The 25,678-nt window shown below is 42.9% G+C and carries 19 protein-coding genes and 6 tRNA genes; 12 read left to right on the top strand and 13 right to left on the bottom strand.

Going from position 1 to position 25,678, the window contains the following annotated elements; all coding sequences use genetic code 11:
* Window positions 1-182 precede the first annotated feature (182 nt).
* The 6 genes from GD631_RS16695 to hcp all read left to right on the top strand — a co-directional run bounded on the left by GD631_RS16695 (window position 183) and on the right by hcp (window position 6,987).
* On the top strand, window positions 183-986 hold the full coding sequence (locus GD631_RS16695; RefSeq protein WP_143258667.1) for a metallophosphoesterase: 804 nt from the start codon (window positions 183-185) through the stop codon (window positions 984-986).
* Window positions 967-1,770, top strand: coding sequence for a hypothetical protein (locus GD631_RS16700; protein ID WP_143258668.1), 804 nt, complete (start codon window positions 967-969; stop codon window positions 1,768-1,770). The genes GD631_RS16695 and GD631_RS16700 overlap by 20 nt, the downstream gene beginning before the upstream one ends.
* Window positions 1,771-1,875: 105 nt before the next feature.
* Window positions 1,876-3,216, top strand: coding sequence for a sigma-54-dependent transcriptional regulator (locus GD631_RS16705; RefSeq protein ID WP_143258669.1), 1,341 nt, complete (start codon window positions 1,876-1,878; stop codon window positions 3,214-3,216).
* The gene (locus tag GD631_RS16710) at window positions 3,213-4,526 is read left to right on the top strand and encodes a sensor histidine kinase (RefSeq protein ID WP_143258670.1); all 1,314 of its coding nucleotides are present in this window, start codon (window positions 3,213-3,215) and stop codon (window positions 4,524-4,526) included. The genes GD631_RS16705 and GD631_RS16710 overlap by 4 nt, the downstream gene beginning before the upstream one ends.
* A gap of 10 nt (window positions 4,527-4,536) precedes the next feature.
* Window positions 4,537-5,205, top strand: coding sequence for a Crp/Fnr family transcriptional regulator (locus GD631_RS16715; RefSeq protein WP_143258671.1), 669 nt, complete (start codon window positions 4,537-4,539; stop codon window positions 5,203-5,205).
* Between the two features lie 150 nt (window positions 5,206-5,355).
* Complete coding sequence (gene hcp, locus GD631_RS16720) at window positions 5,356-6,987, top strand: hydroxylamine reductase (protein WP_185911497.1); 1,632 nt, start codon at window positions 5,356-5,358, stop codon at window positions 6,985-6,987.
* A gap of 217 nt (window positions 6,988-7,204) precedes the next feature.
* On the opposite strand, the gene GD631_RS16725 is transcribed toward hcp, so the two are convergent.
* Window positions 7,205-8,389, bottom strand: a complete 1,185-nt coding sequence (locus tag GD631_RS16725) for a uracil-xanthine permease family protein (protein WP_143258672.1) — start codon at window positions 8,387-8,389, stop codon at window positions 7,205-7,207.
* A gap of 166 nt (window positions 8,390-8,555) precedes the next feature.
* Here GD631_RS16725 and GD631_RS16730 point away from each other — a divergent pair, with 166 nt between their 5' ends.
* From GD631_RS16730 to GD631_RS16745, 4 genes are all read left to right on the top strand, one after another.
* Entirely contained in the window at window positions 8,556-10,022 is a 1,467-nt protein-coding gene (locus GD631_RS16730; RefSeq protein ID WP_143258673.1) for a potassium/proton antiporter, read from the top strand.
* 282 nt (window positions 10,023-10,304) lie between these two features.
* The gene (locus tag GD631_RS16735; RefSeq protein WP_143258674.1) at window positions 10,305-11,969 is read left to right on the top strand and encodes a long-chain fatty acid--CoA ligase; all 1,665 of its coding nucleotides are present in this window, start codon (window positions 10,305-10,307) and stop codon (window positions 11,967-11,969) included.
* 141 nt (window positions 11,970-12,110) lie between these two features.
* The gene (locus tag GD631_RS16740; protein ID WP_143258675.1) at window positions 12,111-12,785 is read left to right on the top strand and encodes a response regulator transcription factor; all 675 of its coding nucleotides are present in this window, start codon (window positions 12,111-12,113) and stop codon (window positions 12,783-12,785) included.
* 20 nt (window positions 12,786-12,805) lie between these two features.
* Window positions 12,806-14,137: a sensor histidine kinase gene (locus tag GD631_RS16745; protein WP_143258676.1), complete on the top strand. Its 1,332-nt coding sequence runs from the start codon at window positions 12,806-12,808 to the stop codon at window positions 14,135-14,137.
* 87 nt (window positions 14,138-14,224) lie between these two features.
* Here the strand turns inward: GD631_RS16745 and GD631_RS16750 are convergent, their stop codons facing one another.
* Genes GD631_RS16750 through GD631_RS16760 form a run of 3 tightly spaced genes read right to left on the bottom strand, consistent with a single transcriptional unit; the run spans window position 14,225 to window position 19,747 of the window.
* On the bottom strand, window positions 14,225-17,350 hold the full coding sequence (locus tag GD631_RS16750) for an efflux RND transporter permease subunit (RefSeq protein WP_143258677.1): 3,126 nt from the start codon (window positions 17,348-17,350) through the stop codon (window positions 14,225-14,227).
* A gap of 14 nt (window positions 17,351-17,364) precedes the next feature.
* On the bottom strand, window positions 17,365-18,459 hold the full coding sequence (locus GD631_RS16755; protein WP_143258678.1) for an efflux RND transporter periplasmic adaptor subunit: 1,095 nt from the start codon (window positions 18,457-18,459) through the stop codon (window positions 17,365-17,367).
* Between the two features lie 22 nt (window positions 18,460-18,481).
* On the bottom strand, window positions 18,482-19,747 hold the full coding sequence (locus tag GD631_RS16760) for a TolC family protein (RefSeq protein ID WP_143258679.1): 1,266 nt from the start codon (window positions 19,745-19,747) through the stop codon (window positions 18,482-18,484).
* A 236-nt stretch (window positions 19,748-19,983) separates the two neighbouring features.
* Here GD631_RS16760 and GD631_RS16765 point away from each other — a divergent pair, with 236 nt between their 5' ends.
* Complete coding sequence (locus tag GD631_RS16765; protein WP_143258680.1) at window positions 19,984-20,346, top strand: thioredoxin family protein; 363 nt, start codon at window positions 19,984-19,986, stop codon at window positions 20,344-20,346.
* A gap of 82 nt (window positions 20,347-20,428) precedes the next feature.
* Here GD631_RS16765 and nagA (GD631_RS16770) read toward each other — a convergent pair whose 3' ends face one another.
* The 9 genes from nagA (GD631_RS16770) to nspC form a co-directional block, all read right to left on the bottom strand.
* Window positions 20,429-21,601, bottom strand: a complete 1,173-nt coding sequence (gene nagA / locus GD631_RS16770) for an N-acetylglucosamine-6-phosphate deacetylase (RefSeq protein ID WP_143258681.1) — start codon at window positions 21,599-21,601, stop codon at window positions 20,429-20,431.
* Window positions 21,602-21,622: 21 nt separating this feature from the next.
* Window positions 21,623-22,789, bottom strand: coding sequence for an N-acetylglucosamine-6-phosphate deacetylase (gene nagA / locus GD631_RS16775; RefSeq protein ID WP_143258682.1), 1,167 nt, complete (start codon window positions 22,787-22,789; stop codon window positions 21,623-21,625).
* A 245-nt stretch (window positions 22,790-23,034) separates the two neighbouring features.
* Window positions 23,035-23,110, bottom strand: a tRNA-Gly gene (locus tag GD631_RS16780).
* Between the two features lie 34 nt (window positions 23,111-23,144).
* Window positions 23,145-23,229: transfer RNA gene (locus tag GD631_RS16785), tRNA-Leu, on the bottom strand.
* Between the two features lie 32 nt (window positions 23,230-23,261).
* A tRNA-Gly gene (locus GD631_RS16790) sits at window positions 23,262-23,334 on the bottom strand.
* A gap of 19 nt (window positions 23,335-23,353) precedes the next feature.
* A tRNA-Leu gene (locus tag GD631_RS16795) sits at window positions 23,354-23,437 on the bottom strand.
* A gap of 23 nt (window positions 23,438-23,460) precedes the next feature.
* Window positions 23,461-23,542: transfer RNA gene (locus tag GD631_RS16800), tRNA-Leu, on the bottom strand.
* A 34-nt stretch (window positions 23,543-23,576) separates the two neighbouring features.
* Window positions 23,577-23,649 (bottom strand) — tRNA-Gly (locus tag GD631_RS16805).
* A 118-nt stretch (window positions 23,650-23,767) separates the two neighbouring features.
* A complete protein-coding gene (gene nspC / locus GD631_RS16810; protein WP_143258683.1) occupies window positions 23,768-24,907 on the bottom strand; it encodes a carboxynorspermidine decarboxylase in 1,140 nt (379 codons plus the stop codon).
* Window positions 24,908-25,082: 175 nt separating this feature from the next.
* On the opposite strand from nspC, the gene GD631_RS16815 reads away from it, so the two are divergent.
* The gene (locus tag GD631_RS16815; protein WP_143258684.1) at window positions 25,083-25,640 is read left to right on the top strand and encodes an NAD(P)H-dependent oxidoreductase; all 558 of its coding nucleotides are present in this window, start codon (window positions 25,083-25,085) and stop codon (window positions 25,638-25,640) included.
* The last annotated feature ends 38 nt before the right edge of the window (window positions 25,641-25,678 follow it).

Genomic DNA, 25,678 nt, shown 5'->3' on the forward strand with positions numbered 1-25,678 from the left:
CTTAGCTTCCCAAACATCGTCTAATTATTAGACAGGACCGTCTAATTATTAGACAAATCGGATACTGTTCCATATCTCCCATTTATTGTTCAAAGAGTCCTATTTGCCTGTTAGGCGATTGTTCATCCAAATAGAAAACTTTATCTTTGCGTTTAGTTTTCTAGACTATAAACAAAATAATTATGATAAGAAAGAATGTATATGTATTCATGTCGTGCTTTTTACTTTCCGGATGCGGCATGATAGATTACCACCCATACGATGTCCGTATCAGCGGCGAAACAGAGGTCAATGCACATAATATCGAAAGAATAGAGGCAAACTGCCAAGGCAAAACCACCATACGCTTTGTGACTATGGGCGACTCGCAACGATGGTATGACGAAACGGAAGATTTCGTGAAAGAAATTAATAAACGGAATGATATCGACTTCGTTATTCACGGAGGGGATATGAGCGACTTCGGACTAACCAAAGAGTTTCTCTGGCAAAGGGATATCATGAACGGACTTAACGTGCCTTATGTAGCCCTTATCGGCAACCATGATTGTTTGGGAACGGGAGAAGAAACATACAAGGCAGTATTCGGGCCCACTAACTTCTCTTTCATCGCAGGCAACGTGAAATTTGTCTGCCTGAACACCAATGCGCTGGAGTATGACTACTCTGAGCCTGTGCCCAACTTCACCTTTATGGAACAAGAGATAACGAGCAGGCCGGACGAGTTTGAAAAAACTGTCATTTGTATGCACGCACGCCCTTACACGGATGTATTCAACGATAATGTAGCTAAATTATTTCAACATTATATCAAACAATACCCGGGAATACAAGTTTGCACAGCTGCCCACACCCACCATTATCAGGACGATGTGATCTTTGATGATGGAATACATTATGTTACCAGTGATTGTATGGATTACCGTACTTATCTGGTTTTTACAATAACCCCGGAAAAATATGAATATGAACTGGTTAAATACTAACAATATCTTGCGAGCAGGAGTATTATCCGTACTTCTGTTACTTCCCGGTCTGACTTCAGCTACTTGCAAAACAGATACAATCATAAACTCATACAAGGCTGATTCACTCCGTTTCATTATCAAAGATGATTCAATTATCACTTTTCGCACAGGAGATTCCATATTTACGATTATTAAAGCGGACTCTGTATTACCGGTTGCACCGAAGCAGGTGAAACGCAGTCGCTACGATAACCGGATTCACCGTTTCCGCAGCCACTGGGAACGGATTATCCCGACGCACTCCAAAATACAGTATGCCGGAAACATGGGATTGATTTCTTTTGGTACGGGATGGGATTACGGGAAACATAATCAGTGGGAAACGGATATATTGCTCGGATTTATCCCGAAATATTCGTCAAAGAAGGCTAAAGTAACCATGACGCTCAAGCAGAACTATATGCCCTGGAGTATCAACATCGGAAAGGGTTTCTCTACGGAACCTCTTACCTGCGGGCTTTATATGAACACTGTGTTTGGCAACCAGTTTTGGGTGAATGAACCGGAACGTTATCCGAGAGGTTACTATGGTTTCTCCAGCAAAGTACGTTTTCATGTTTTCATGGGACAACGGTTGACATACGATATTGATCCGCAACGTAGATTTTTGGCCAAGTCGGTGACTTTTTTCTATGAAATAAGTACGTGCGACCTGTATGTCATCAGTGCGGTAAACAATAGCTATCTCCGTCCCCGTGATTACCTTAGTTTATCATTCGGATTGAAGTTCCAGTGGTTATAGATTGAGAAACCAATGGTCATAAAATCAATTTTGAATTTTGAATTACGAATCTTGAATTATAACATCCTTTTTTCGTAAGTTTGCGCTTTACAAACTTGAACGAAAATGAGTAAATCAGGAACAATCATCATTGTAGACGATAATAAAGGAGTGCTGACCGCCATACAACTCCTTTTGAAAAATTATTTTTCCAAGGTCGTCACACTCTCCTCTCCTGTCACCCTGTCCAGTGTCATAAGGGAGGAAACACCGGAAGTAATTCTCCTGGATATGAATTTCACATCAGGCATCAACACCGGTAATGAGGGTTTATTCTGGTTGCATGAAATAAAAAAAGTACGTCCGGAACTTCCGGTCGTACTTTTTACGGCTTATGCCGACATCGAACTGGCTATCCGGGGGATTAAAGAAGGAGCAACCGACTTTATTGTCAAGCCTTGGGATAACCAAAAACTGGTGGAAACCCTGCAAGCCGCAGCAGCTTCTACGCACAACGACAAGAAAACGGACAGCAAGGAAGAAACGACTCACTCACCTATGTATTGGGGAAAAAGCAAAGTGATGCAGCAACTCCGCGCACTGATTGAAAAGGTAGCCATCACCGATGCCAATATCCTGATAACAGGCGAAAACGGAACGGGGAAAGAAATGCTGGCACGAGAGATTCATGTCCTGTCCAACCGCAAATACAAAGAAATGATTGCAGTGGATATGGGGACTATCACAGAGTCTTTATTTGAAAGTGAGCTTTTCGGACACGTAAAGGGTTCTTTCACCGACGCACACACCGACCGGACCGGCAAATTTGAAGCTGCCGATAACAGTACGCTGTTTCTTGATGAAATAGGCAACCTGCCTTATCACCTGCAAGCAAAGCTACTGACTGCCATCCAACGGCGAAGCATTGTGAAAGTGGGAAGCAACACTCCGATTCCCATTCATATCCGACTGATATGCGCAACCAACCGGAATCTGCAAGAGATGGTAGTGAAAGGTGAATTCCGGGAAGATTTGCTCTATCGTATCAATACCATTCATGTAGAAATCCCTCCTTTGCGGGAGCGGAAAGAAGATATTATTCCACTTGCCGAAAGGTTCATGGTACGCTTTTGCAAGCAATATGACAAGGTATTGATGAAGTTCACTCCCGACGCTAAAGATAAATTGAAAGCACACCTTTGGTATGGTAATATCCGTGAATTGGAACACGTGATTGAAAAAGCTGTTATCATCAATGATAGTCCGCTCGTTCCCGCCGAATTGTTCCAATTATCAATTCCACGGACGGAGAGTCAGGAGAAAAGCATTTCTACGCTCGAAGAAATGGAAATGCAGATGATACGGAAAGCACTCGACGCTTGCGCAGGAAACTTATCCGCAGTAGCCGTCCAACTGGGAATAACCAGGCAAACTCTTTATAACAAGATGAAAAAATTCGGATTATGACAGTGCAGCTTCAACAAGCAGGCGTTCAGTATTGGTTCAGAGTCTTGCTGACTGTACTCTTCTGTGCGTCGTCTGTGTGGTTCGGTATACATCAATCATACGGTTGGTTAGGAGTCAGTCTTTGTTTATTGGTTCTTAGCGTACTTTGGCAAATCCGCCTTTATCGCCTCCACACCAAACAAGTGCTCTTTATGATTGATGCGCTTGAGAATAATGATAATACGTTTCATTTTACCGAAGAAAACGGTACTCCCGAAAGCAAAGAAATAAACCGGGCGCTCAACCGCGTGGGACATATCTTACATAGCGTGAAAGCAGAAACAGCCCAGCAAGAGAAATACTACGAACTGATTCTCGACTTTGTCGGTACAGGATTAGTAGTGCTCAATGATAATGGAGCCGTCTATCAAAAGAACAAAGAAGCACTCCGTCTTCTGGGACTGAATGTGTTTACACATATCCACCAGTTGAGTCAGGTGGATGCGCAGCTTATGGAGAAAATAGAAAACTGTCGTCCGGGAGACAAACTACAAGTCATATTTCACAATGAACGGGGAACGATTAACTTATCCATCCGTGTGTCGGAAATCAATGTACGTAATGAGCACCTGCGCATCCTTGCTTTGAATGATATCAATACGGAACTGGATGAAAAGGAAATAGATTCATGGATTCGGCTGACACGGGTGCTGACACACGAGATTATGAACTCTGTGACTCCCATCACTTCCCTCTGCGATACGCTTCTTTCGATATCAGCGAATAAAGACGAAGAGGTAAATCACGGATTGCAGACAATCAGTACGACAGGAAAAGGGCTGCTTGCCTTTGTAGAATCGTACCGGCAATTCACACGTATACCGACACCAGAGCCCTCCTTGTTCTATGTGAAAGCATTCATAGAAAGAATGGTTGAGCTTGCCTGTCATCAGCATCCATGCGAGCATATCCGATTCCACACAGAGATTACCCCTGCAGACTTAATCGTATATGCGGACGAGAATCTTATTTCACAAGTAGTTATCAATCTTTTGAAAAACGCAATTCAGGCAATCGGCAATCAGCCGGATGGGAGAATTGAGCTGAAGGCGTCCTGCAATGACATGGAAGAAATATGGATTGAGATAAAAAATAATGGTCCCGAAATCCCGTCGGAAATAGCAGAACATATCTTCATTCCTTTCTTTACTACCAAAGAAGGCGGTAGCGGGATCGGACTTAGCATCTCCCGCCAAATCATGCGCCTCTCGGGAGGAAGCCTTACATTACTACGGGAGAAAGAGACAACGTTTATTTTAAAATTCAAATAACTATTGATATATGATACCTACACTAGTCAACAATCCGCTATTCCGGGGAATCACTCCGGAAAGACTTCTTGCCGATCTGGAAGAGATCAGTTTTCATACACGTTCTTATAAGAAAGGAGAAATCCTGGCACGACAGGGAGATGTGTGCAACCGTCTTGTCATCCTGACCAAAGGGAGTGTGCGTGGGGAAATGATTGACTATTCGGGACGTCTTATCAAGGTGGAGGATATAACTGCTCCCAGAGCGATTGCCCCTCTGTTCCTGTTTGGTGAACAGAACCGCTATCCGGTGGAAGTGACTGCCAATGAACCGACAGAAGTTATTGAGCTTCCTAAACCAAGTGTTTTGAGTTTGTTCCGCAAGAATGAGCAGTTCTTGGAAAACTATATGAACCTCTCCGCCAATTATGCACGGACTTTATCGGATAAACTTTTCTTCATGTCATTCAAGACCATTCGTCAGAAACTTGCCTCCTACCTGCTCCGCCTATACAAACAGCAGCAACAGGCACATATCACCCTCGACCGTTCGCAACAGGAGTTGAGTGATTACTTCGGAGTGTCCCGCCCCTCCCTCGCCCGCGAACTGGCACACATGCAAGAAGACGGACTATTGATAGCGGACCGTAAACATATCACTATTTTACAGAAAGAAAAACTGGTCCGACTCATCCAATAATACCCCGGTTTAAGAATCATTTATCAGATTGTGAGTATTTGAGATAAAAATATTCATTGTTGTAACATTGGTTACAGAATCACCTGAAACCTTTCTTCTACTTTTGCGTTCAATAAACAAACTGTTAGACTAATTAAAAACGTAAAAGTTATGAGTATGTTCTGTTATCAATGTCAAGAAACCGCTATGGGTACGGGTTGTATCTTAAAAGGTGTATGCGGTAAAACTTCTGAAGTGGCTAACCTGCAAGACCTGCTACTCTTTGTAGTACGTGGAATTGCTGTCTACAACAAACATCTGCGCAAAGAGGGACAGTCTTCTGAACAAGCAGACAAATTTATCTACGATGCTTTGTTCATCACCATCACCAATGCCAATTTTGATAAAGTGGCGATCACCGAAAAAATCAAAGAAGGACTGAAACTGAAAAAGGAACTTGCCGGTAAGGTAAAAATAGAAAATGCTCCTGACGAATGTCTTTGGGATGGAAACGAAGATGAGTTTGAAGAAAAATCAAAAACGGTCGGTGTGCTTCGCACGCCTAACGAGGATATACGCTCACTGAAAGAACTCGTACACTATGGCCTGAAAGGAATGGCTGCCTACGTAGAGCACGCCCATAACCTGGGTTATCAGTCACCGGAGATATTTGCTTTCATGCAGCACGCATTGTCCGAATTGACCCGCAATGATATTACAGTGGAAGAATTGGTTCAATTAACACTGGAAACAGGAAAGCATGGAGTATCGGCAATGGCACAGCTGGACAAGGCAAATACGAGCAGTTATGGTAATCCGGAAATCTCACAAGTGAATCTCGGTGTCCGCAATCGTCCGGGTATATTGATAAGCGGACATGATTTAAAGGATCTCGAAGAGTTGCTGGAACAAACGGAAGGTACAGGGGTGGATGTATATACGCACAGTGAAATGCTGCCTGCGCACTATTATCCTCAACTAAAGAAGTATAAGCATCTGGCAGGAAACTACGGAAATGCCTGGTGGAAACAGAAAGAGGAATTTGAAAGTTTCAACGGTCCGATCCTGTTCACAAGTAACTGTATTGTTCCGCCACGTGCGAATGCCAGCTACAAGGACCGCATTTACATCACAGGAGCTTGCGGTCTGGAAGGCGCACATTATATCCCCGAACGCAAAGACGGGAAACCGAAAGATTTTTCGGCCCTGATTGCTCATGCCAAACAATGCCAGCCACCCGTAGCCATCGAAAACGGAACACTCATCGGTGGATTCGCTCATGCACAGGTGACAGCTTTAGCGGATAAAGTGGTGGATGCCGTGAAAAGTGGAGCCATCCGTAAGTTCTTTGTAATGGCAGGATGCGACGGACGTATGAAAAGTCGTGAATATTACACGGAATTTGCTCAAAAGCTACCTGGCGACACAGTGATTCTTACGGCAGGTTGCGCCAAGTACAGATATAATAAATTAGCTTTAGGTGATATCAACGGGATTCCAAGAGTGTTGGATGCGGGACAATGTAACGACAGTTACTCACTGGCCGTAATTGCTCTAAAACTGAAAGAAATCTTCGGGCTGGACGATGTGAACCAACTACCTATCGTATACAACATAGCATGGTATGAACAAAAGGCGGTCATTGTTTTATTGGCATTGCTGGCTTTAGGAGTGAAACATATTCATTTAGGACCTACTCTTCCCGCTTTCCTTTCACCGAATATAAAGAACGTATTGATCGAGCAATTCGGAATCGGAGGTATCAGTACAGTGGATGAAGATATTGTGAAGTTTCTATCATAAATGATAAGGAAACAGAAGGGTATTTTACAGGCAGATTTCCTTCTATAAAATAGTGACGGTATTTGATAAGGATAGTGACGGTATACGGCAATGATACCGTCACTATTTCCATCATATACCGTCACTATCTTTTTTGTACATAATCGGGAATCCTGCGTTTATTCTTTATTCTCGAATACCGGCTTCCTTTTATAGTGGTTTCCTTTTTAGTAGAGCATCAATCTTCTCTGGGCAATATCAAATTGAGAAGTACTCCTACCAAAGCTGCCAGTCCGATGCCGGACAATGAAAAACCGCCCCAGCTAAAAGCTGCGCCACCAATCCCGACAGTCAGTGTCAAAGACACAATAACGATATTTCTTGTACGGCTCAAATCAATACAGTTATTCACAAGATTAGCAATACCTGCACAGGCAATCGTTCCGAAAAGCAGCAGCATGATACCACCTAACACCGCACTGGGTATGGATCTTAGCAATGCGCTGATTTTACCGATAACGGAGAATAAGATAGCGGAAATGGCAGCTATTCGGATCACTTGCGGATTAGTAATCTTTGTCAATGACATGGCTCCTGTCACTTCCGAATAGGTAGTCACAGGAGGACCACCCAGCAATCCGGCACAGAAACAGGCCAGACCATCACCCAATAAGGTACGGTGCAATCCCGGGTCTTTCACGAAATCTTTTCCTGTAACCGTATTCACCACATAAATATCACCAATATGTTCGATCACCGGAGCAATAGCTACCGGAATCATAAACAACACCGGTTCCCATGAGAATTTTGGAAAGACGAACTGCGGCAATCCAATCCAGGCGGCATCTCTGACGCCGGACAAATCCAAACCATAGAAGATCCATGCAGCCAGATACCCCACTGCAATCCCACAAAAAATAGGAATCAGCTTCAAAAGTCCTTTAGCTTTCATCGAAACAACAACCGCAGTCACCAGTGAAAGGAGCGCCAGCACCCAGTTCTCTTTTGCCATATTCACTCCTGTTCCCGCCAATGACAAACCTATCAGAATAATGACAGGTCCTATGACAACAGGAGGAAACAGCTGTTCAATCACCCGCACTCCCTGCCATTTGACAAGCGCACTCATCAAAAAGTAAACTAATGCAACTCCAACCATGCCAGATAAGGTACCGGGCAACCCATAAAGTTCTGTCGCTTTAATGATAGGCGCAATAAACGCGAAACTACTCCCCAAAAAGATAGGAACCTTTCCACGCGTAACAGCATGAAAAATGAGCGTTCCAATACCTGCTGTAAACAGAGCTGTCGAAGGATCGAGCCCTACCAATAACGGCACGAGTACCGTAGCTCCGAAAGCCACAAACAAGAATTGTACCCCCACCACCCCTTTCCTTAAAGGTGTAAGATTATTTGAATCCATAAGTATAATGTAGATTAATCTCTGCAAAATTAGTCTTTTTAGACAATTTAACTCCCTTTTTTCACAAAAATACATCTAAAAAGAGGTTTTATTTGTTGTTAATAATGTGTAACTTCGCACAGTGAGAATTAAAACGACAATTTTATAACTTTATAATATATTGCCTATGATATTTACAGCAGAAAACACCCTACTTATCGGTTCTATCTTACTTTTCGTCAGCATTGTTGTTGGAAAAACCGGATATCGCTTTGGAGTACCTACTTTATTATTGTTCCTCGTAGTAGGAATGTTGTTTGGAAGTGACGGGCTCGGCCTGCAATTCCACGACGCGAAAGACGCGCAGTTTATCGGTATGGTCGCCCTTAGCATTATCCTTTTCTCGGGAGGTATGGATACGAAATTCAGAGAAATCAAACCTATTTTAGGTCCCGGTATCGTGCTTTCCACTGTCGGAGTACTGCTCACAGCTCTTTTCACCGGGCTCTTTATCTGGTGGATATCAGGTATGAGCTGGTCTAACATTTATTTACCTATCACTACTTCCCTGCTTCTAGCCTCTACCATGTCGTCTACGGACTCAGCTTCGGTGTTCGCCATTCTCCGTTCACAGAAGATGAATTTAAAACACAACCTTCGTCCCATGCTGGAACTGGAGAGCGGAAGTAATGACCCGATGGCCTATATGCTTACCATTGTACTGATACAGTTCATTCAGTCGTCGGGTATGGGAATCGGAGCTATCGTGGGGTCTTTCGTCATCCAGTTTATCGTCGGTGCGGCTGCCGGATATGTACTCGGAAAGCTCGCTATCCGAATGTTGAATAAGCTCAATATTGACAATCAGGCCTTGTATCCTATCTTATTACTGGCATTTGTGTTTTTCACGTTCTCCATCACCGACTTACTGAAAGGTAACGGATACCTTGCCGTATATATTGCCGGTATCATGGTAGGAAACAATAAAATCATGCATCGTAAGGATATCTACACCTTTATGAACGGACTAACCTGGTTGTTTCAAATCATCATGTTCCTTTGCCTGGGACTGCTTGTTAATCCACACGAGATGTTGGAAGTAGCTGCCGTGGCATTGTTGATTGGTGTCTTTATGATTATTATCGGCCGGCCGTTAAGCGTATTCCTCTGTCTGCTTCCATTCCGGAAAATTACGATGAAATCACGTATTTTCGTGTCCTGGGTAGGATTGCGCGGCGCAGTTCCTATTATCTTCGCCACCTATCCGGTAGTGGCAGGCGTAGAGGGTTCAAACCTCATCTTCAACATTGTATTCTTTATTACCATCGTGTCATTGGTGGTACAGGGAACAACGATTTCTTTCATAGCCCGGATCTTGAATCTTTCCAAACCGCTGGAAAAAACAGGAAATGATTTCGGAGTCGAACTCCCGGAAGAAATAGACTCTGATCTTAGTGATATGACCATCACCAAAAACATGCTGGAAAAAGCGGATACATTGAAAGATATGAATCTCCCGAAAGGCACACTGGTAATGATTGTGAAGCGTGGAGATGAATTCCTGATTCCCAACGGAACGCTGAAACTGCATGAAGGAGATAAACTGCTGCTTATCTCCGAAAAATCAAAAGAAGAAGAAACAGATTCTGACTAACATCCGAAAAGATTTATTCTATACACTATAACTGATTCGTCTCCACGCATGAAACCTCTTGTCTTTACAAGACATTCGTTTCTTCTTCATGCGTGGAGACGAAATGTTTTAAATAGGCCCAATAGGCTAGCTTTAAGGAAGAAACACAGAAGCGCCTTAGCAAGCCGTAAAAATTGTTCATTTCCCCTCCGTTAATTAACCGTAAAACTTGAATTTAAAATTCGGTTTACATCAGCGAAGTATTAATTTTGCGCAGTTTTAAACTAAATGTGCAAAAATCGAATGGAACAAGAACATCAGTTCATTGATTATATTGAGCAAAGCATCATCAAAAACTGGGACAAGGATGCCTTAACTGACTATAAAGGAATTACCCTTCAATATAAGGATGTAGCGCGTAAAATCGCTAAATTTCACATTGTTTTGGAAAGTGCCGGCATCCAGCCGGGAGATAAAATTGCTGTTTGCGGACGTAACAGTGCTCATTGGGCAGTTACTTTCCTGGCAACGATTACTTACGGAGCCGTTATTGTTCCTATTTTGCATGAATTCAAGGCAGATAATATTCATAATATCGTCAACCATTCCGAAGCCAAATTACTTTTCGTCGGCGACCAGGCTTGGGAGAATCTGAATGAGGATGCCATGCCTTTATTAGAGGGGATTGCTTCGCTGGCAGATTTCTCGGCATTAGTTTCCCGCAATGAAAAACTCACTTATGCTTTTGAACACCGGAATGCGATTTACGGTCAACAGTATCCCAAGAACTTCCGCCCGGAACATATTTGCTACCGGAAGGATCGTCCGGAAGAACTGGCTATTATCAATTATACTTCCGGCACCACAGGTTACTCTAAAGGAGTGATGCTCCCCTATCGCAGTCTTTGGTCGAATGTGGCTTACTGCTTCGAGATGCTTCCTGTTAAGCCGGGCGATCATATCGTTTCTATGTTACCTATGGGGCATGTGTTCGGAATGGTCTATGATTTCCTATACGGATTTTCTGCAGGTGCGCACATCTATTTCCTGACGCGTATGCCGTCTCCGAAAATCATTTCTCAATCTTTCTCTGAAATCAAACCAAGAGTGATTTCCTGCGTGCCATTGATTGTGGAAAAGATTATTAAGAAAGATATTCTTCCTAAAGTAGACAGCAAAATCGGCAAATTATTGCTTAAAGTGCCTATTGTGAACGATAAAATCAAATCACTGGCACGGCAGGCCGCCATGGAAATCTTCGGCGGAAACTTTGATGAGATTATTATCGGAGGTGCCCCTTTCAATGCTGAAGTTGAGGCCTTCCTTAAAAAGATAGGGTTCCCCTACACAATCGCTTACGGTATGACCGAATGTGGTCCGATTATATGCTCCAGCCGTTGGGAAACACTAAAAATTGCTTCTTGCGGAAAGGCAACCAGTCGGATGGAGGTCCGCATTGACTCGCCGGATCCGAACACGCATGCCGGAGAAATCGTATGTAGAGGAATGAACATGATGCTGGGATATTACAAAAATCCGGAAGCTACCGCGCAAATTATTGATGCTAACGGCTGGCTGCATACCGGTGACCTCGGCACGTTGGATGAAGAAGGTTATGTAACAGTTCGCGGACGTAGCAAAAACCTGCTTCTCACCTCTAGCGGGCAGAACATCTATCCGGAAGAAATTGAAAGCAAGCTGAACAATATGCCATATGTTGCGGAATCATTGATTGTCTTACAGCATGAGAAGTTGGTAGCACTGATTTATCCGGATTTTGATGACGCTTTCGCTCATGGATTGCAGCAGACGGATATTCAGAAAGTGATGGAACAAAACCGTATCGAGTTGAATCAGCTGCTTCCCAACTATTCTCAAATAAGCAAAATAAAGATCCATTTCGAGGAATTTGAAAAGACTGCGAAAAAGTCAATCAAACGCTTTATGTATCAGGAAGCAAAGGGATAATTATTCCGGATAACACAATAAGTATCCTTGCAATTTCAGAAAAACAGTACAACTCAAAAAGGAGAAACACTTAAATGCAAGGCAAATTTCTTTCTTCAGATGCCAGGAAAAAAGTATCTTTGCGCATAAACAATCTGAATTATGGCAAAGATATTATTAGTTGAAGATGAAATAAACATCGCCTCTTTCATCGAACGGGGTTTAAAAGAGTTCGGACATACGGTAACTGTCTGTCATGACGGAAACGCCGGTTGGAAACTCCTTCAGGACGAACCTTTCGACCTTTTGATACTGGACATTATCATGCCGAAAATAAACGGTTTGGAGCTTTGCCGGCTTTATCGTCAGATGTTTGGATACCAGTCTCCTGTTATCATGCTGACAGCCTTGGGTACAACGGAAGATATCGTCAAAGGACTGGATGCAGGAGCAGATGATTATCTCGTCAAGCCTTTCAGTTTCCAAGAACTGGAAGCACGCATCAAGGCTCTGTTAAGACGCAATAAAGAAGTAACCTCCAATCTGCTGACTTGTGATAATCTGATATTGGATTGTAATACCCGAAGAGCTAAAAGAGGCAATATAGATATTGATCTCACCGTCAAAGAATATCGTCTGCTCGAATATTTCATGACTCATCAAGGGGTTGCGCTCTCACGTATCACCCTGCTCAAAGATGTATGGGACAAAAATTTTGATACCAACACCAATATCGTAGATGTTTATGTAAACTATCTCCGGGTAAAGATAGACCGTGACTTTGATAAAAAGCTGATTCACACAGTCGTAGGATTAGGATATATTATGAATACTTAAACTCACCAACTATCCCGGCTATGAAAATAGGTTCCAAAATAGCTCTTTTCTATACGTTAATCAGTGTGTTGACCACTGTCATTATCATTGCGGTATTTTATATTTTCAGCACACAGTATATCAATAAACTCTATGCTTCCTACCTGCGTGAAAAAGCCTACCTGACTGCACAGAAGCACTGGGAAAAGGATGAAGTGGACGAACAAAGTTACCAGATTATCCAACGCAAATATGATGAACTTCTGCCCGAAGCTCATGAGATCCTTCTAAACATGGATAGTCTTTCTGAAGTGCATGATACGTTGAATAAGTATCTCACGCAACACCAGCAAACACTTCTATTGGCAGGGAAAGACAGTATTCCTTTCTCTTTTAAATATAAGGATCAGTTGGGAGCCGCCCTTTATTATCCGGATAATGAAGGGAATTTCATCGTACTTGTCATGTCCCGGAATGCCTACGGAACAGAAATCAAGGAACATCTGTTGTTACTTTCTATTTTCCTCGTTTTAGCCAGTTCCATCCTGATCTTTTTCATCGGGAAAGTATATTCCGGTCGTATTTTGGTTCCGCTGCAACACATACTAAAGGAGTTGAAAAGAATACGGGCCAACAGTCTGAATCGCCGGCTAAAGACCACTGGAAATAATGACGAGCTGGAGGACATGATAAAAACATTAAATAGTATGCTCGATCGCCTGGATAGTGCTTTCAAGGCAGAGAAATCCTTTGTAAGCCATGCTTCGCACGAGTTGAACAATCCGATTACTGCTATTCAGGGAGAATGTGAAATCAGTCTGCTCAAAGAAAGAAGTACCGGAGAATACATTGAATCCTTGCAACGAATTTCTTCGGAAAGCAAACGGTTGTCCAGTCTGATCCGCCACCTCCTTTTTCTTTCGCGGCAGGAAGAAGAACTCCTGAAAAATAATGTGGAAGAGATCATTCTATCTAATATGCTGAAAGAGTTGACCGGTTCTAATGAAAGAATCCGTCTCCACTTGGAAACAACAGAACAGCAAGCTGTTGTTAAGGCTAATCCTTATCTGTTAAAGATAGCATTAAAGAATATCATTGATAACGCATGTAAATACTCCGATAAAGAAGTAAATGTGGCTCTCTATCGGGAACAGCAGCAAGTCATTCTTGAGGTGGAAGATCAGGGAATCGGTATTCCGCAAGAAGAAATAGAGCATATTTTCCAGTCTTTCTATCGGGGTAGTAACACCCGGGATTATGCCGGACAAGGTATCGGACTTAGTCTGACTTTGAAAATCATTTCTGCTTATCATGCAAAGCTGGATATATCTTCAGAAATAGAAAAAGGAACAAAAGTACGGGTAATTTTTTAATCACCCTTCTTTTATCCCTTTCTCATTCTACCTACTGAAAACTACAAATTTAATCTATGAACGTTTTTTCCACAGAATAGAAATGAACTAAATACGTCTTTGCAATAACTTTCCGTTTTTATCATATAACATTCGTTCATATACCACTTCTACGATGAGAGGAAAGACAAACAGGGCAAAGAAAGTCGCTCCTATCAGTCCGCCGATAATAACAATCGCCAGCGGACGCTGTGATTCCGAACCAATTCCATGACTCATGGCAGCAGGCAACAAACCGATAGCCGCCATTGCCGCTGTCATAATCACAGGACGGATGCGTGAGCGTACTCCTTTTTTTGTAGCTTCCTCCAAAGGAGAACCTAGTTTCAGATTCGCCTTGATGTCGGAAATCATAATCACACCGTTCTGAATACAAATACCGAATAAGGCAATAAAACCGATACCCGCAGAAATGGAGAAGTTGAATCGGGTGATCAGAAGGGCTACAATACCACCCACGGCGGCAAATGGTACATTCAGCAATACCAGTCCCGCATCCCGCGCATTAGAGAACAGAATAAACAGGATGATAAAGATGATAGCAATACTGATAGGAACAACCTGTGCCAAACGTTTCGTTGCACGTTGCTGGTTCTCGAAATCACCTGTCCATTTCAGTGAATACCCTGCCGGCAGATGTACGGATGCATTTACCTTTTTCTGTGCTTCGGCAACTGCCGTACCCATGTCACGGCCTCTCACCGAGAACTTCACTGCACAGAAGCGTGCATGATTATCACGGAAAATAAGTAATGGTCCCGTAATGGTCGTTATATCTGCCAGTTCCTTGACAGGCACCATTGTGCCATCCATTGCCGGCACCAGTATCTTACCTATTTCTTCCTCATTCTGGCGGAATTGTTCGCTATACCTTACCATGATATTGAATTTCCGTTCGTCCTCATACAACAGTGAAGCCGATTTTCCGCCAATCGCCATCTCGATAATCGATTGAACATCTTCCTTAGCAACGCCATAACGCGCCAACTGACCTTCATTCAACTCTATACGAAGTTCCGGCTGACCGATATTCCGAATCACACCCAGGTCTTCAATCCCTTGAACCGTATCCAGGATTTTCTCAATCTGCACCGCATATTTCTCCGACTCATACAAGTCTTTACCAAACACCTTCACCGCAATAGATCCTTTCACACCGGAAGCGGCTTCCTCCACATTATCCGTAATCGGCTGTGAGAAATTGAAGTCAATGCCGGGGTAAATGGATAAATCCTCCTGCATCTTATCAATCAATTCCATTTTTGTCAATTTGCTATCCCATTCCTTTTCAGGGTATATATCAACGTGGAACTCGATATTATAGAATCCGGTAGCATCTGTACCGTCATTCGGTCGCCCGGTCTGCGACAGTACTTGCCGTACTTCCGGAAACATCAATAGCTTCCTTCTCATTTTATTGGCAAGCGTCACCGATTCATCCAGCGAAATGCTTTGTGGCAAGGTGGCACGAATATAGATAGAACCCTCATTCAACTGTGGAAGAAACTCCGTACCCAAAAAAGAGAAAAGCCATAATCCGATACCTGCTATGACCGTTGCCAGTCCGATAGTCAGTTTCCTGTGCGCATAGAATAAATCAAAAAGAACTGTACACTTTGTGTTGACAAAACGAACAAAACGATTATTCTTCTCACGGACATTCTTCTTCAACAGCATGGAAGACATTACCGGCACCAGGGTCAGCGTAAAGATCAAAGCTCCCAACAGTGCAAAACCCAGCGTATAGGCTAAAGGAGAGAACATCTTTCCTTCTACCTTCTGGAAAGAGAAGATAGGAATCAATGCGGTTATGATAATCAATTTGGAGAAGAAAACTGCTTTCGCCTTGTCTTTTGCGGTGTTACGGATCAATCCCATCTTGGACATGACATTAAATGCCGGCATTCCTACTTGCCTTGCCTTCTTATCCAAAGCCACAAATACTCCTTCCACCATTACCACTGCCCCATCAATAATGATACCGAAGTCAATGGCCCCCATAGAAAGCAGATTGGCGGACATTCCCATCACCCGTAAACAGATAAAAGCGAATAGAAGGGCTAATGGGATAACGACAGCAACAATCACGGTAGTCCGCCAATCTGCCATAAAGATCAATACAATAAACGTAACCAATAAAATTCCTTCGATCAGATTATGCGTCACCGTCTTTACCGCCAGATTCACTAAATCCTCCCGGTCATAGAATGACACGATTTTCACATCTTTCGGAAGTATATTCTGATTCAGGTCTTCTATTTTATCTTTCAGGTTTGCAATCACCTCGCCCGGATTCTCCCCTTTCCGCATGACTACAATGCCTTGTACGACATCATCTTCATCCATTCGTCCTACCTGCCCGAGACGGGGCAAACAGGATTCGTGTACATCGGCAAGATTCTTCACCAAAATCGGAGTGCCGTTGATGTTTTTCACGACGATGTTTCTCAATTCTTCCAAGTCGTTAATCAGCCCAATTCCACGAACAACATAAGCTTGCGAACTCTTGGTGATGACATCTCCTCCCACATTGATGTTACTCTTAGCGATCGCGTCATAAAGCTCCAAAGAAGTAATTCCATAGTTAATCAACTGGTGAGGATTCACGCTTACCTCAAATGTTTTCACCTCTCCGCCGAAGCTCACAATATCCGCTACACCGGACACCGAACGGAGATTACGCTCAATCACCCAATCCTGAATTGTTTTCAGCTCCCGCACACTACGTTTATCACTACGGAGTGTATAACGGAATATTTCTCCCGTCGGGCCATATAACGGTTGCACTTCCGGAGTTACCCCGTCAGGAAGATCGGCGTCATTCAATAAATTATATACCTGTTGGCGGGCGGTGAAATCATCCACACGATCTTCGAACATCACATTGATTACAGAAAGTCCGAAAAGAGTGGTAGAACGAATATCTGTTTTCTTCTGAACAGGATTCATGGCAATTTCCACAGGGATGGTGATAAACTTCTCTACCTCTTCCGCACTACGTCCCGGCCATTGCGTGATAATCGTCACTTTCGTATTCGTCACATCCGGGAAAGCATCTATCGGAGTATGTTTAAAAGAAACAGCTCCGGCTATAACGGCAATCGCTGTACAAAAGAAAATAAAAAATTTATTCTTCAGCGAGAAAGCCACTATATTATCTATGAATTTGTGCATACTATTTTCTGTTTTTAATCTGCATTCAACGCATTATATACCAACAATACATTATTATTCAGCACTCTGTCCCCCTCGGAAAGCCCGGAACGGATATAGCACTCCTTGCTCAACTGTTTGTATACATCTACTTCTTTCACCTGCAAACGCTGATTCGACTCTACTACAACAACATAATTTTTCCCTCCTTCAAACACCAGCGCATGAGAATCGATACGAGGCATGGAAGTTCCATCTGCTTTGCACTTCACACTTACATTCGTAAACATCCCCGGCTTCAACAGATACTCTTCATTCTTTAATTTGATACGGATATTCATTGTTTTACTTTCACTATTCAGCAAATGATATACCTTATCAATAGTGCCGGCAAACATCTTATCCGGATAGGCCAAAGTAGAAATGCGTACAGAAGCACCTTCAGAAACCTTACTGATATCGCTTTCATACACATCTGCCATCACCCATACGTCCGACAACCCCGAAATCGTGAACAACTCTTCACTCTGATCAGGACGCAACTGCATATCCCTGCTGATTTGTTTCTCCACAATAAAGCCCGAAACAGGAGATTTCAACTGATAATAAGCATTTCCGGAGAAATTATAAATAGAAAAGACTTCCTTTATCCTTTTTTCTTCGGCTTCGGCACTCGTCAACTCCTGTTTTGCCTGAAGCACATCTTTATCCGAAGCCATGCCGGAATTATACATATCCAGCGTAGCGTCCATGTTTCTGCGGGCGAGCAATAATTGTTGTTCCGCTTCTTTCAATTGTTTCTCATAGTCCGCCACTTCTCCACTGCGAATGACTGCCAGTACATCTCCCTTACGAACATAATCTCCTATTTCTGCTTTCAGTTCCGTCACCGTACCTCCAAACATCGGATATACATGTGCTACCTGATTTTCATTAAAAGTGACCCGTCCGTTCAATGTCAGTTCATCAATCACTTCTTGAACGTGAACCGTATCGACAGATACAATTCTCAACAAGCTATCTGTCAGGCATAAGGCAGCCGGTTCAACATTCGGTTGTTCTCCTTGACCGGAGCATGCTCCCAATACGGTAGTAAGCAATATGCAAGGAAGGAATTTATTCCAGTTCATAGTCTTTGATAATTTATGAATATTAGTAGTTCAATATATTTTGTCCGATAGTAGTATTCAGGTTTTCCATCGCGAGGAAAACATCTTTCTTTATTTCATGCAACTGAATACAGGTTTCCTTATAACTGTTATAGTAATCGATAAACTCCAGCAAGCTGATATTTCGCTTGGTAAAGTTTTCATTCACTCCTGTTATCAATTTCTCAAAATTATGTTCCAAATCCATATTGGTGGATTGGTAAAGCTGAACTGCTTTTTCCAGTGAAGCATAAGCGGTATAAAGTTCCATGTCCGCACGATTAGCAGCATTTTCTTGTTCCGCTCCCGCCTGTTGAATACTGAAACGGGCTGCCTTTATATTTCCCTGATTGCGATTGAAAATAGGCACTGACAAGCTCACTCCTACCGCAAAATAGTTATTGATAAAGTTTCCGGCACGATCATAATTCCCTTTCACCGAGAACTCCGGAAATGCCATTGATTTCTGCAATTTCAGATTGGCACGGGAAGCACTTACCGTACTTCTGGCAATCTTCAGATCCGGACGTTCATTCACCATCGCTTTCAAATCAGCAAACGATAATTGAGACAAATCCAATTGCTTCAACACCTCTTCGTCCAATGATAACTTAACCGCAGCATCTCCCGGAAGATTTAACAAGACATTCAGTTCTCCTCTAAGAGTCAGCAACTCGTTTTCTCGTTCGTTCTTCTCTTTCTTCAGCGAAAATAGCATAGATTCCAAACGAGACATTTCCATCAATGAGACATTTCCTTTCTCTTGTTGCAGTTTCATCCCGACAAGCAACGCTTGCAGAGAGTTTACTTCTTTCTCGTAGATGGATATGGATTTGGAAAGAAAATAGACTTGCACAAACTTCTCATTCAACTCCTGGCGGAGTGTCCTCATCACCTCTTCAAACTGATATTCCGCTATTTCCTTATTGATTTTTTCCAGCTTTATCTGCTTGTTTCGCTGTCCGGCAAGACGAATGACCTGCTCAACCTCCACAACCGTTTCCCCCTCCTTACCAAAATCAAAATACTTTCCGTTCAGGCGGTTATAGACATTCTGTTCCAGCGAGATGACCGGATTCTCAAATAATTTGGCTTGCAGCACTTGTGCCTGTGCCATATCAATGTTATACCGTTCGGCTATCAGCGATAAGTTACGTTCCAAGAAACGTTGTTCCGCCTCTTTCAGCGTTAATGATCCTGTGGTAGCCTGTTGTGCACATATTCCTCCTGTCAGCAGAAGAAAAAAAGAAATTAAAAATACTCTGTTCATTACTATATTTATCTTTATTACCTTATCGTAGTTGTCGCGACAAAAGTACAATTCTACAACCGGAGAGACGGGAAAAAACGATTATAAGCCTCTCATATCAGATTAGAATTTGATTAGAAAAGAGTTATAAAGGAAGAATTGTAAACACAACAGGAAAAATGGCTAGCCTTCTTTCATTCCAACTCCCTTATCTTTGCAGGAAAGAAAATAAAGCGAATCATTTAAAAATAGGATATATGAAAATAATAGATTTAACCAAAGATAGTTTTGTAGAGAAAGTAGCAGATTATCAATCTTATCCTGACAGCTGGAACTTCAAAGGGAATAAACCTTGCCTGGTCGATTTTCATGCACCCTGGTGTGTATATTGCAAAGCACTATCGCCTATATTAGACCAATTGGCAAAAGAATACGAAGGGAAATTAGATATTTATAAAGTGGACGTCGATCAGGAACCGGAACTGGAAAGCGCATTTAAGATTCGTACCATTCCCAATCTGTTACTTTGCCCGTTGAACGGCAAACCGACAATGAAATTAGGCACTATGAATAAAGCCCAATTGAAAGAATTAATAGAAACCAGTTTACTTTCAAAATAGAAATACATCGAAAGTCCGGGTTCAGGAAGTAGTATATTCTACTTCTGAACCCGGACTTCCCTTTCAAAGGTTATTCCAATGGTTATTTATGCAACAGAATATCAGTTCCCGGAACGATCTTTCCCATTGACCATACACAACGTACATTCAGTTCTTTGTCAAGAATCACAATATCGGCATCCTTACCCTTTGCCAACGCTCCCTTCCGGTCACTCACTCCAATTAAACGGGCAGGAGTTTCAGAAGCCATACGCACAGCATCTTCCAAAGGAATATTCGCTTTCTTTACCATGGTGCGAACCAACACATCCATCGTAGCCAAACTACCGGCCAACGCAGAATGATCCGCCATCTTGCATACGCCATCCTCTATGATATAGCGAGGATCAATCGGTTCATTCCCTTCATAAGCGGCATACGCCAAAGCATCGGTAACAAGGCAGGTATTCTCCACGCCTTTCAACTTATAAACCAGTTTCAGGATAGTGGCAGGCAAGTGAATACCGTCCGCAATCACTTCCACAGTCATTCCATCCGTCAGATACACACTTTCCACTGTACCCTCATATTTATATTCACGACGTTTATGGAAACCCGGCATCGCATTATAGAAATGAGCAGCATGAGAAAATCCTATTGCAAATGCAGCTTTAATTTCATCATATTCGGCTTCGGTATGTGTAACAGCAGTCATAATTCCTTTCGAACGGGTATACTTTGCAAAATCATGTGCACCGGGCAGTTCGGGACTAATATCCCAACGTCTGATACAAGACGTACGCTCCAACAAAGGAATATATTCATTTTCATCCGGAGTTTTCAGAAAACCGTCATACTGTGTTCCCGCCATCTTCGGATTCAAATATGGGCCTTCGATATGCAAACCGAGAATCGGAGAATCCTTCTCTTTCATCAAGTGCTCACATACATCGACTGCCTGGTAGATTCTTTCGAATGAAGTAGAGGACAAAGTAGGAAATATACCGGTAGCACCATGTTTCAGATGTGCATTGGTTGCGGTACGGAAAGCCTCTTCCGTTGCTTCCGTATAATCATGCCCACCACCTCCATGTGCATGCATACTTACGAATCCGGGCACTATCGTCATCCCTCTGGCATCAATAACCGTTGCACCGATAACCGCTAAATCACTATTAGTTACCTCTAATATTTTTCCATCACAAATCAATACGGAACCATCTTTCAACCAGCCTTGCGGGGTAAGTATTCTTCCGTTTATTATTTGAGTCAACATAGTCTTTGTTCTTTATTAGATTTAAAACAGTTTGTTGGTGCCTTCCACCAGTTCTCCCATCGCCCATACGGCTCTCACGTTCAAGTCTCTGTCCAAAGCGATCATATCGGCATCCTTGCCACGCTCCAGCGTTCCTTTACGGTCGAGCACTCCCATAATCCGGGCAGGAGTTTCGGAAGCCATTCTTACGGCATCTTCCAAAGGAATTTCCGCCTTTTGCACCATGGTACGAATCAAGCGATCCATCGTTGCAATACTTCCGGCCAAGGCTGAATGGTCTGCCAACTTACAGACTCCATCCTCAATAATCACACGCGGGTCAAAGGCAACCTGGCTATCACTGGCGGCACAAGCCAACGCATCCGTTATCAGGCAAGTGCGTTCCACTCCTTTTATCTTATAGACAAGACGCAAGATCGTCGGAGGTACATGAATACCATCAGCCACCACTTCCACTGTCATATCATCAATCAGATAAATACTTTCTACCGTACCTTCATACTTGTACTCTTTCCGTTTATGAAACCCGGGCATCGCATTATAAAAATGAGTGGCATGCGTATATCCTGCCTCATAGGCCGTCTGTATATCCTCAAATTCTGCCTGGGTATGTCCTACCGAAGCCAATACACCTTTTGCTGTGATATATTTACCGAATTGCATAGCTCCGGGAAGTTCCGGCGCGGCATCCCAACGTTTGATACAGTGTGTTTCTTCCAATAACGGAATATATTCTTCGGGATCGGGATCTTTGATATTTTCCGGAATCTGTCCGCCTGCCATATCCATATTGAAATAATGTCCTTCCAGATGAAGTCCGAGTACAGGGCTATTGGGCTCCGCCATCATTTTTTCAGTCGTTGCCGCAGCTGCGCGGATCATTGGAATGGTAGAAGAAGAAAGGGTAGGAAAAATACTGGTGGTACCATGCTGCATGTGAGCCTTGACTGCTGTACGGAAAGCCTCTTCGGTGCCTTCCATAAAATCTCTTCCACCGCCACCGTGAACATGGATTTCTACACCGCCCGGAACAATATACATTCCTTTGGCATCAATCAGTTTGGCTCCGATAATGGCAAGGTCACAATTGGTTACTTCCAGAATTTTGTTATCGCGAATAAGAACTGACCCATCCTTCAGCCAACCTTGAGGCGTCAGGATGCGTGCATTAATGATCTGTGTTAACATATCACAAATAGTTAAATTAATTAAAGGTCTGTGTGAATCAATGACGCTCTTTTTTGGGGGGAGTACATTGATTTTTTCGTTTGCAAAATTACGTTTTTCTATTCAATCTATCGATAAAATCGTCCGGTAAACTTCCGATAAAGTCCAATTTTAAACGATTATCCAACCATATATAAATCAGAATTCATCAATCATAAATAAAAAAAAGGTTGCCAATCTCGTCGACTGACAACCTTATGTCTATATGGAGCGGAAAACGAGACTCGAACTCGCGACCCTAACCTTGGCAAGGTTATGCTCTACCAACTGAGCTATTTCCGCAAACTAAATTTCGTCATTCAGAATTCTGAAAGATTGGTGCCCAGAACAGGACTCGAACCTGCATGCCTCTCGACACACGCACCTGAAACGTGCGCGTCTACCAATTCCGCCACCTGGGCAAAACTTAGTTCCATTATTTCAAAGAAACAAGAGCGGAAAACGAGACTCGAACTCGCGACCCTAACCTTGGCAAGGTTATGCTCTACCAACTGAGCTATTTCCGCATTTCACTTTCATAAACTGTGAAGAGAAGGAGACTCGAACTCCCACGACATAACTGTCACTACCCCCTCAAAGTAGCGCGTCTACCAATTCCGCCACCTCTCCATAATTTTAAAGTTTAACCTTTGTGCCCAGAACAGGACTCGAACCTGCATGCCTCTCGACACACGCACCTGAAACGTGCGCGTCTACCAATTCCGCCACCTGGGCAAAGATTATTGTTCCAACATTTCAAAGAAACATGAGCGGAAAACGAGACTCGAACTCGCGACCCTAACCTTGGCAAGGTTATGCTCTACCAACTGAGCTATTTCCGCATTTTTTCGTTTGCGGTTGCAAAGGTAGGGATTTTCCGTAAACCTGCAAACATTCTGCATATTTTTTTCACAGAAATCTGTTCACTTTGCATCGACCGCAAAACAATCATTTTGATTATCAACTCATTCGGTCACGATAATCTTCATAAGAAAATTGCTTGTATATTTCGGCTTTCCCCTCTTTGGTCCATAAAGCAATGGCAGGATGATGAATTCCGTTAAACATATTTGTCTTGACCATCGTATAATGAATCATATCTTCGAACACAATACGTTCTCCGATCTGCAAAGGATGATCGAAACTCCACAATCCCATATAGTCACCGCTCAAACAGGAATTGCCTCCGAGACGATAAATATATTTTCCTTCGTTTCCCATTTCCGCACCACGCACGGCAGGCTGATAGGGCATCTCCAGACAATCGGGCATGTGACAAGTGAAACTGACATTCAAAATAGCCGTCTTGATTCCACGGCTTTCCACAATATCCACTACTTCGGAAGTCAGCACTCCCGTCTGCCAGGTAAAGGCGGAGCCGGGTTCCAGGATAATTCGCAGATGAGGATAGCGTGCTTTTAATCCTTGCAACAGTGTTATCAAATGTTCGGTATCATAGTCTTTGCGAGTCATCAGATGTCCTCCCCCCAGATTCAACCACTTTATTTGTGAAAACCAACGGGAAAATTTAGCTTCGAGATGTTCCAATGTACGTTCCAATTCATAGGAAGAAGATTCGCAGTGACAATGACAATGGAAGCCTTCAATTCCCTGCGGCAATGCATCGGGCAACAGATCGGCTGTTACCCCAAAACGTGTACCGGGCGCACATGGATTATAAAGTTCTGTTTCCACCTCCGAGTATTCAGGATTTACACGGATACCACAAGAAATGCCACTTCCTTCTGCCACCACCATCGGATAGAAACGTTCGAACTGCCGCATTGAGTTGAAAGTGATATGACTGCTACAACGCATTATTTCCGGGAAATCCTGTTCCGTATAAGCTGGAGAATATGTATGTGCCTTACTGCCGAATTCTTCCAGTGCCAGACGGGCTTCATACACCGAACTTGCCGTAGAATGATCTATATATTCACGAAATATAGGAAAAGAGCGCCACATGGCAAATGACTTAAAAGCAAGAATAATCTCCACTCCCGCCCTGTCGGCTACGCTTTTTATCAAACACAGGTTCTTTCTTAAAAGTTCTTCTTCCATGATATAACAAGGAGAAGGAAACTGATTAAAATCTATCATATATAAAATTATTATCTGAACTGACGCCTTACGAACGTGGATGCAAAAATACAAATTCAAAAGCAAAGAGGGATTGTTTTATTTTTAATTAAGATATTGGTTTTCGCGAACTTTTTCTTATTTTTACACCTTTATAATCATAAGTAGTTGTATCATCCTAAATACCTGATTGAATATGAATAAAGATTTAAGAAAAGTAGTGATTCTGCTGGCACACCCTAATATCAAGGATTCCCAAGCAAACAAAGCATTAATTGATGCAGTGGGTGACATTGAAGGAGTAGCGGTATTCAACCTTTATGAATTATCGCCGGACATTGCTTTCAACGTAGACGAATGGAGCAAAATCATTTCCGACGCTTCGGCTGTCATCTATCAGTTTCCTTTTCACTGGATGGCTGCACCGTCATTACTTAAAAAATGGCAGGATGAAGTCTTTACTTACCTATCCAAGACTCCGGCTGTCGCCGGCAAACCGCTGACAGTGGTTACAACTACCGGATCTGAAATCGATGCTTATCGTAGCGGAGGAAGAAACTGTTTCACAACGGACGAATTATTACGTCCTTATCAGGTAAGTGCCATTCATTCGGGAATGTCATGGCAAACCCCTATTGTGGTTTACGGAATGGGAACAGCAGACGCCGGCAAGAATATCGCTGAAGGAGCAAATTTGTATAAACAACGTGTGGAAATGCTTATCGGTAGCAGTAATGCAGGGAACAATTGGTAAGACTGTAAAAAGCGTAGCTTTAGATAGGATAAAGCTAC

This window comes from Bacteroides luhongzhouii, from assembly GCF_009193295.2.
In the GTDB taxonomy this organism is placed as follows: Bacteria; Bacteroidota; Bacteroidia; order Bacteroidales; family Bacteroidaceae; genus Bacteroides; species Bacteroides luhongzhouii.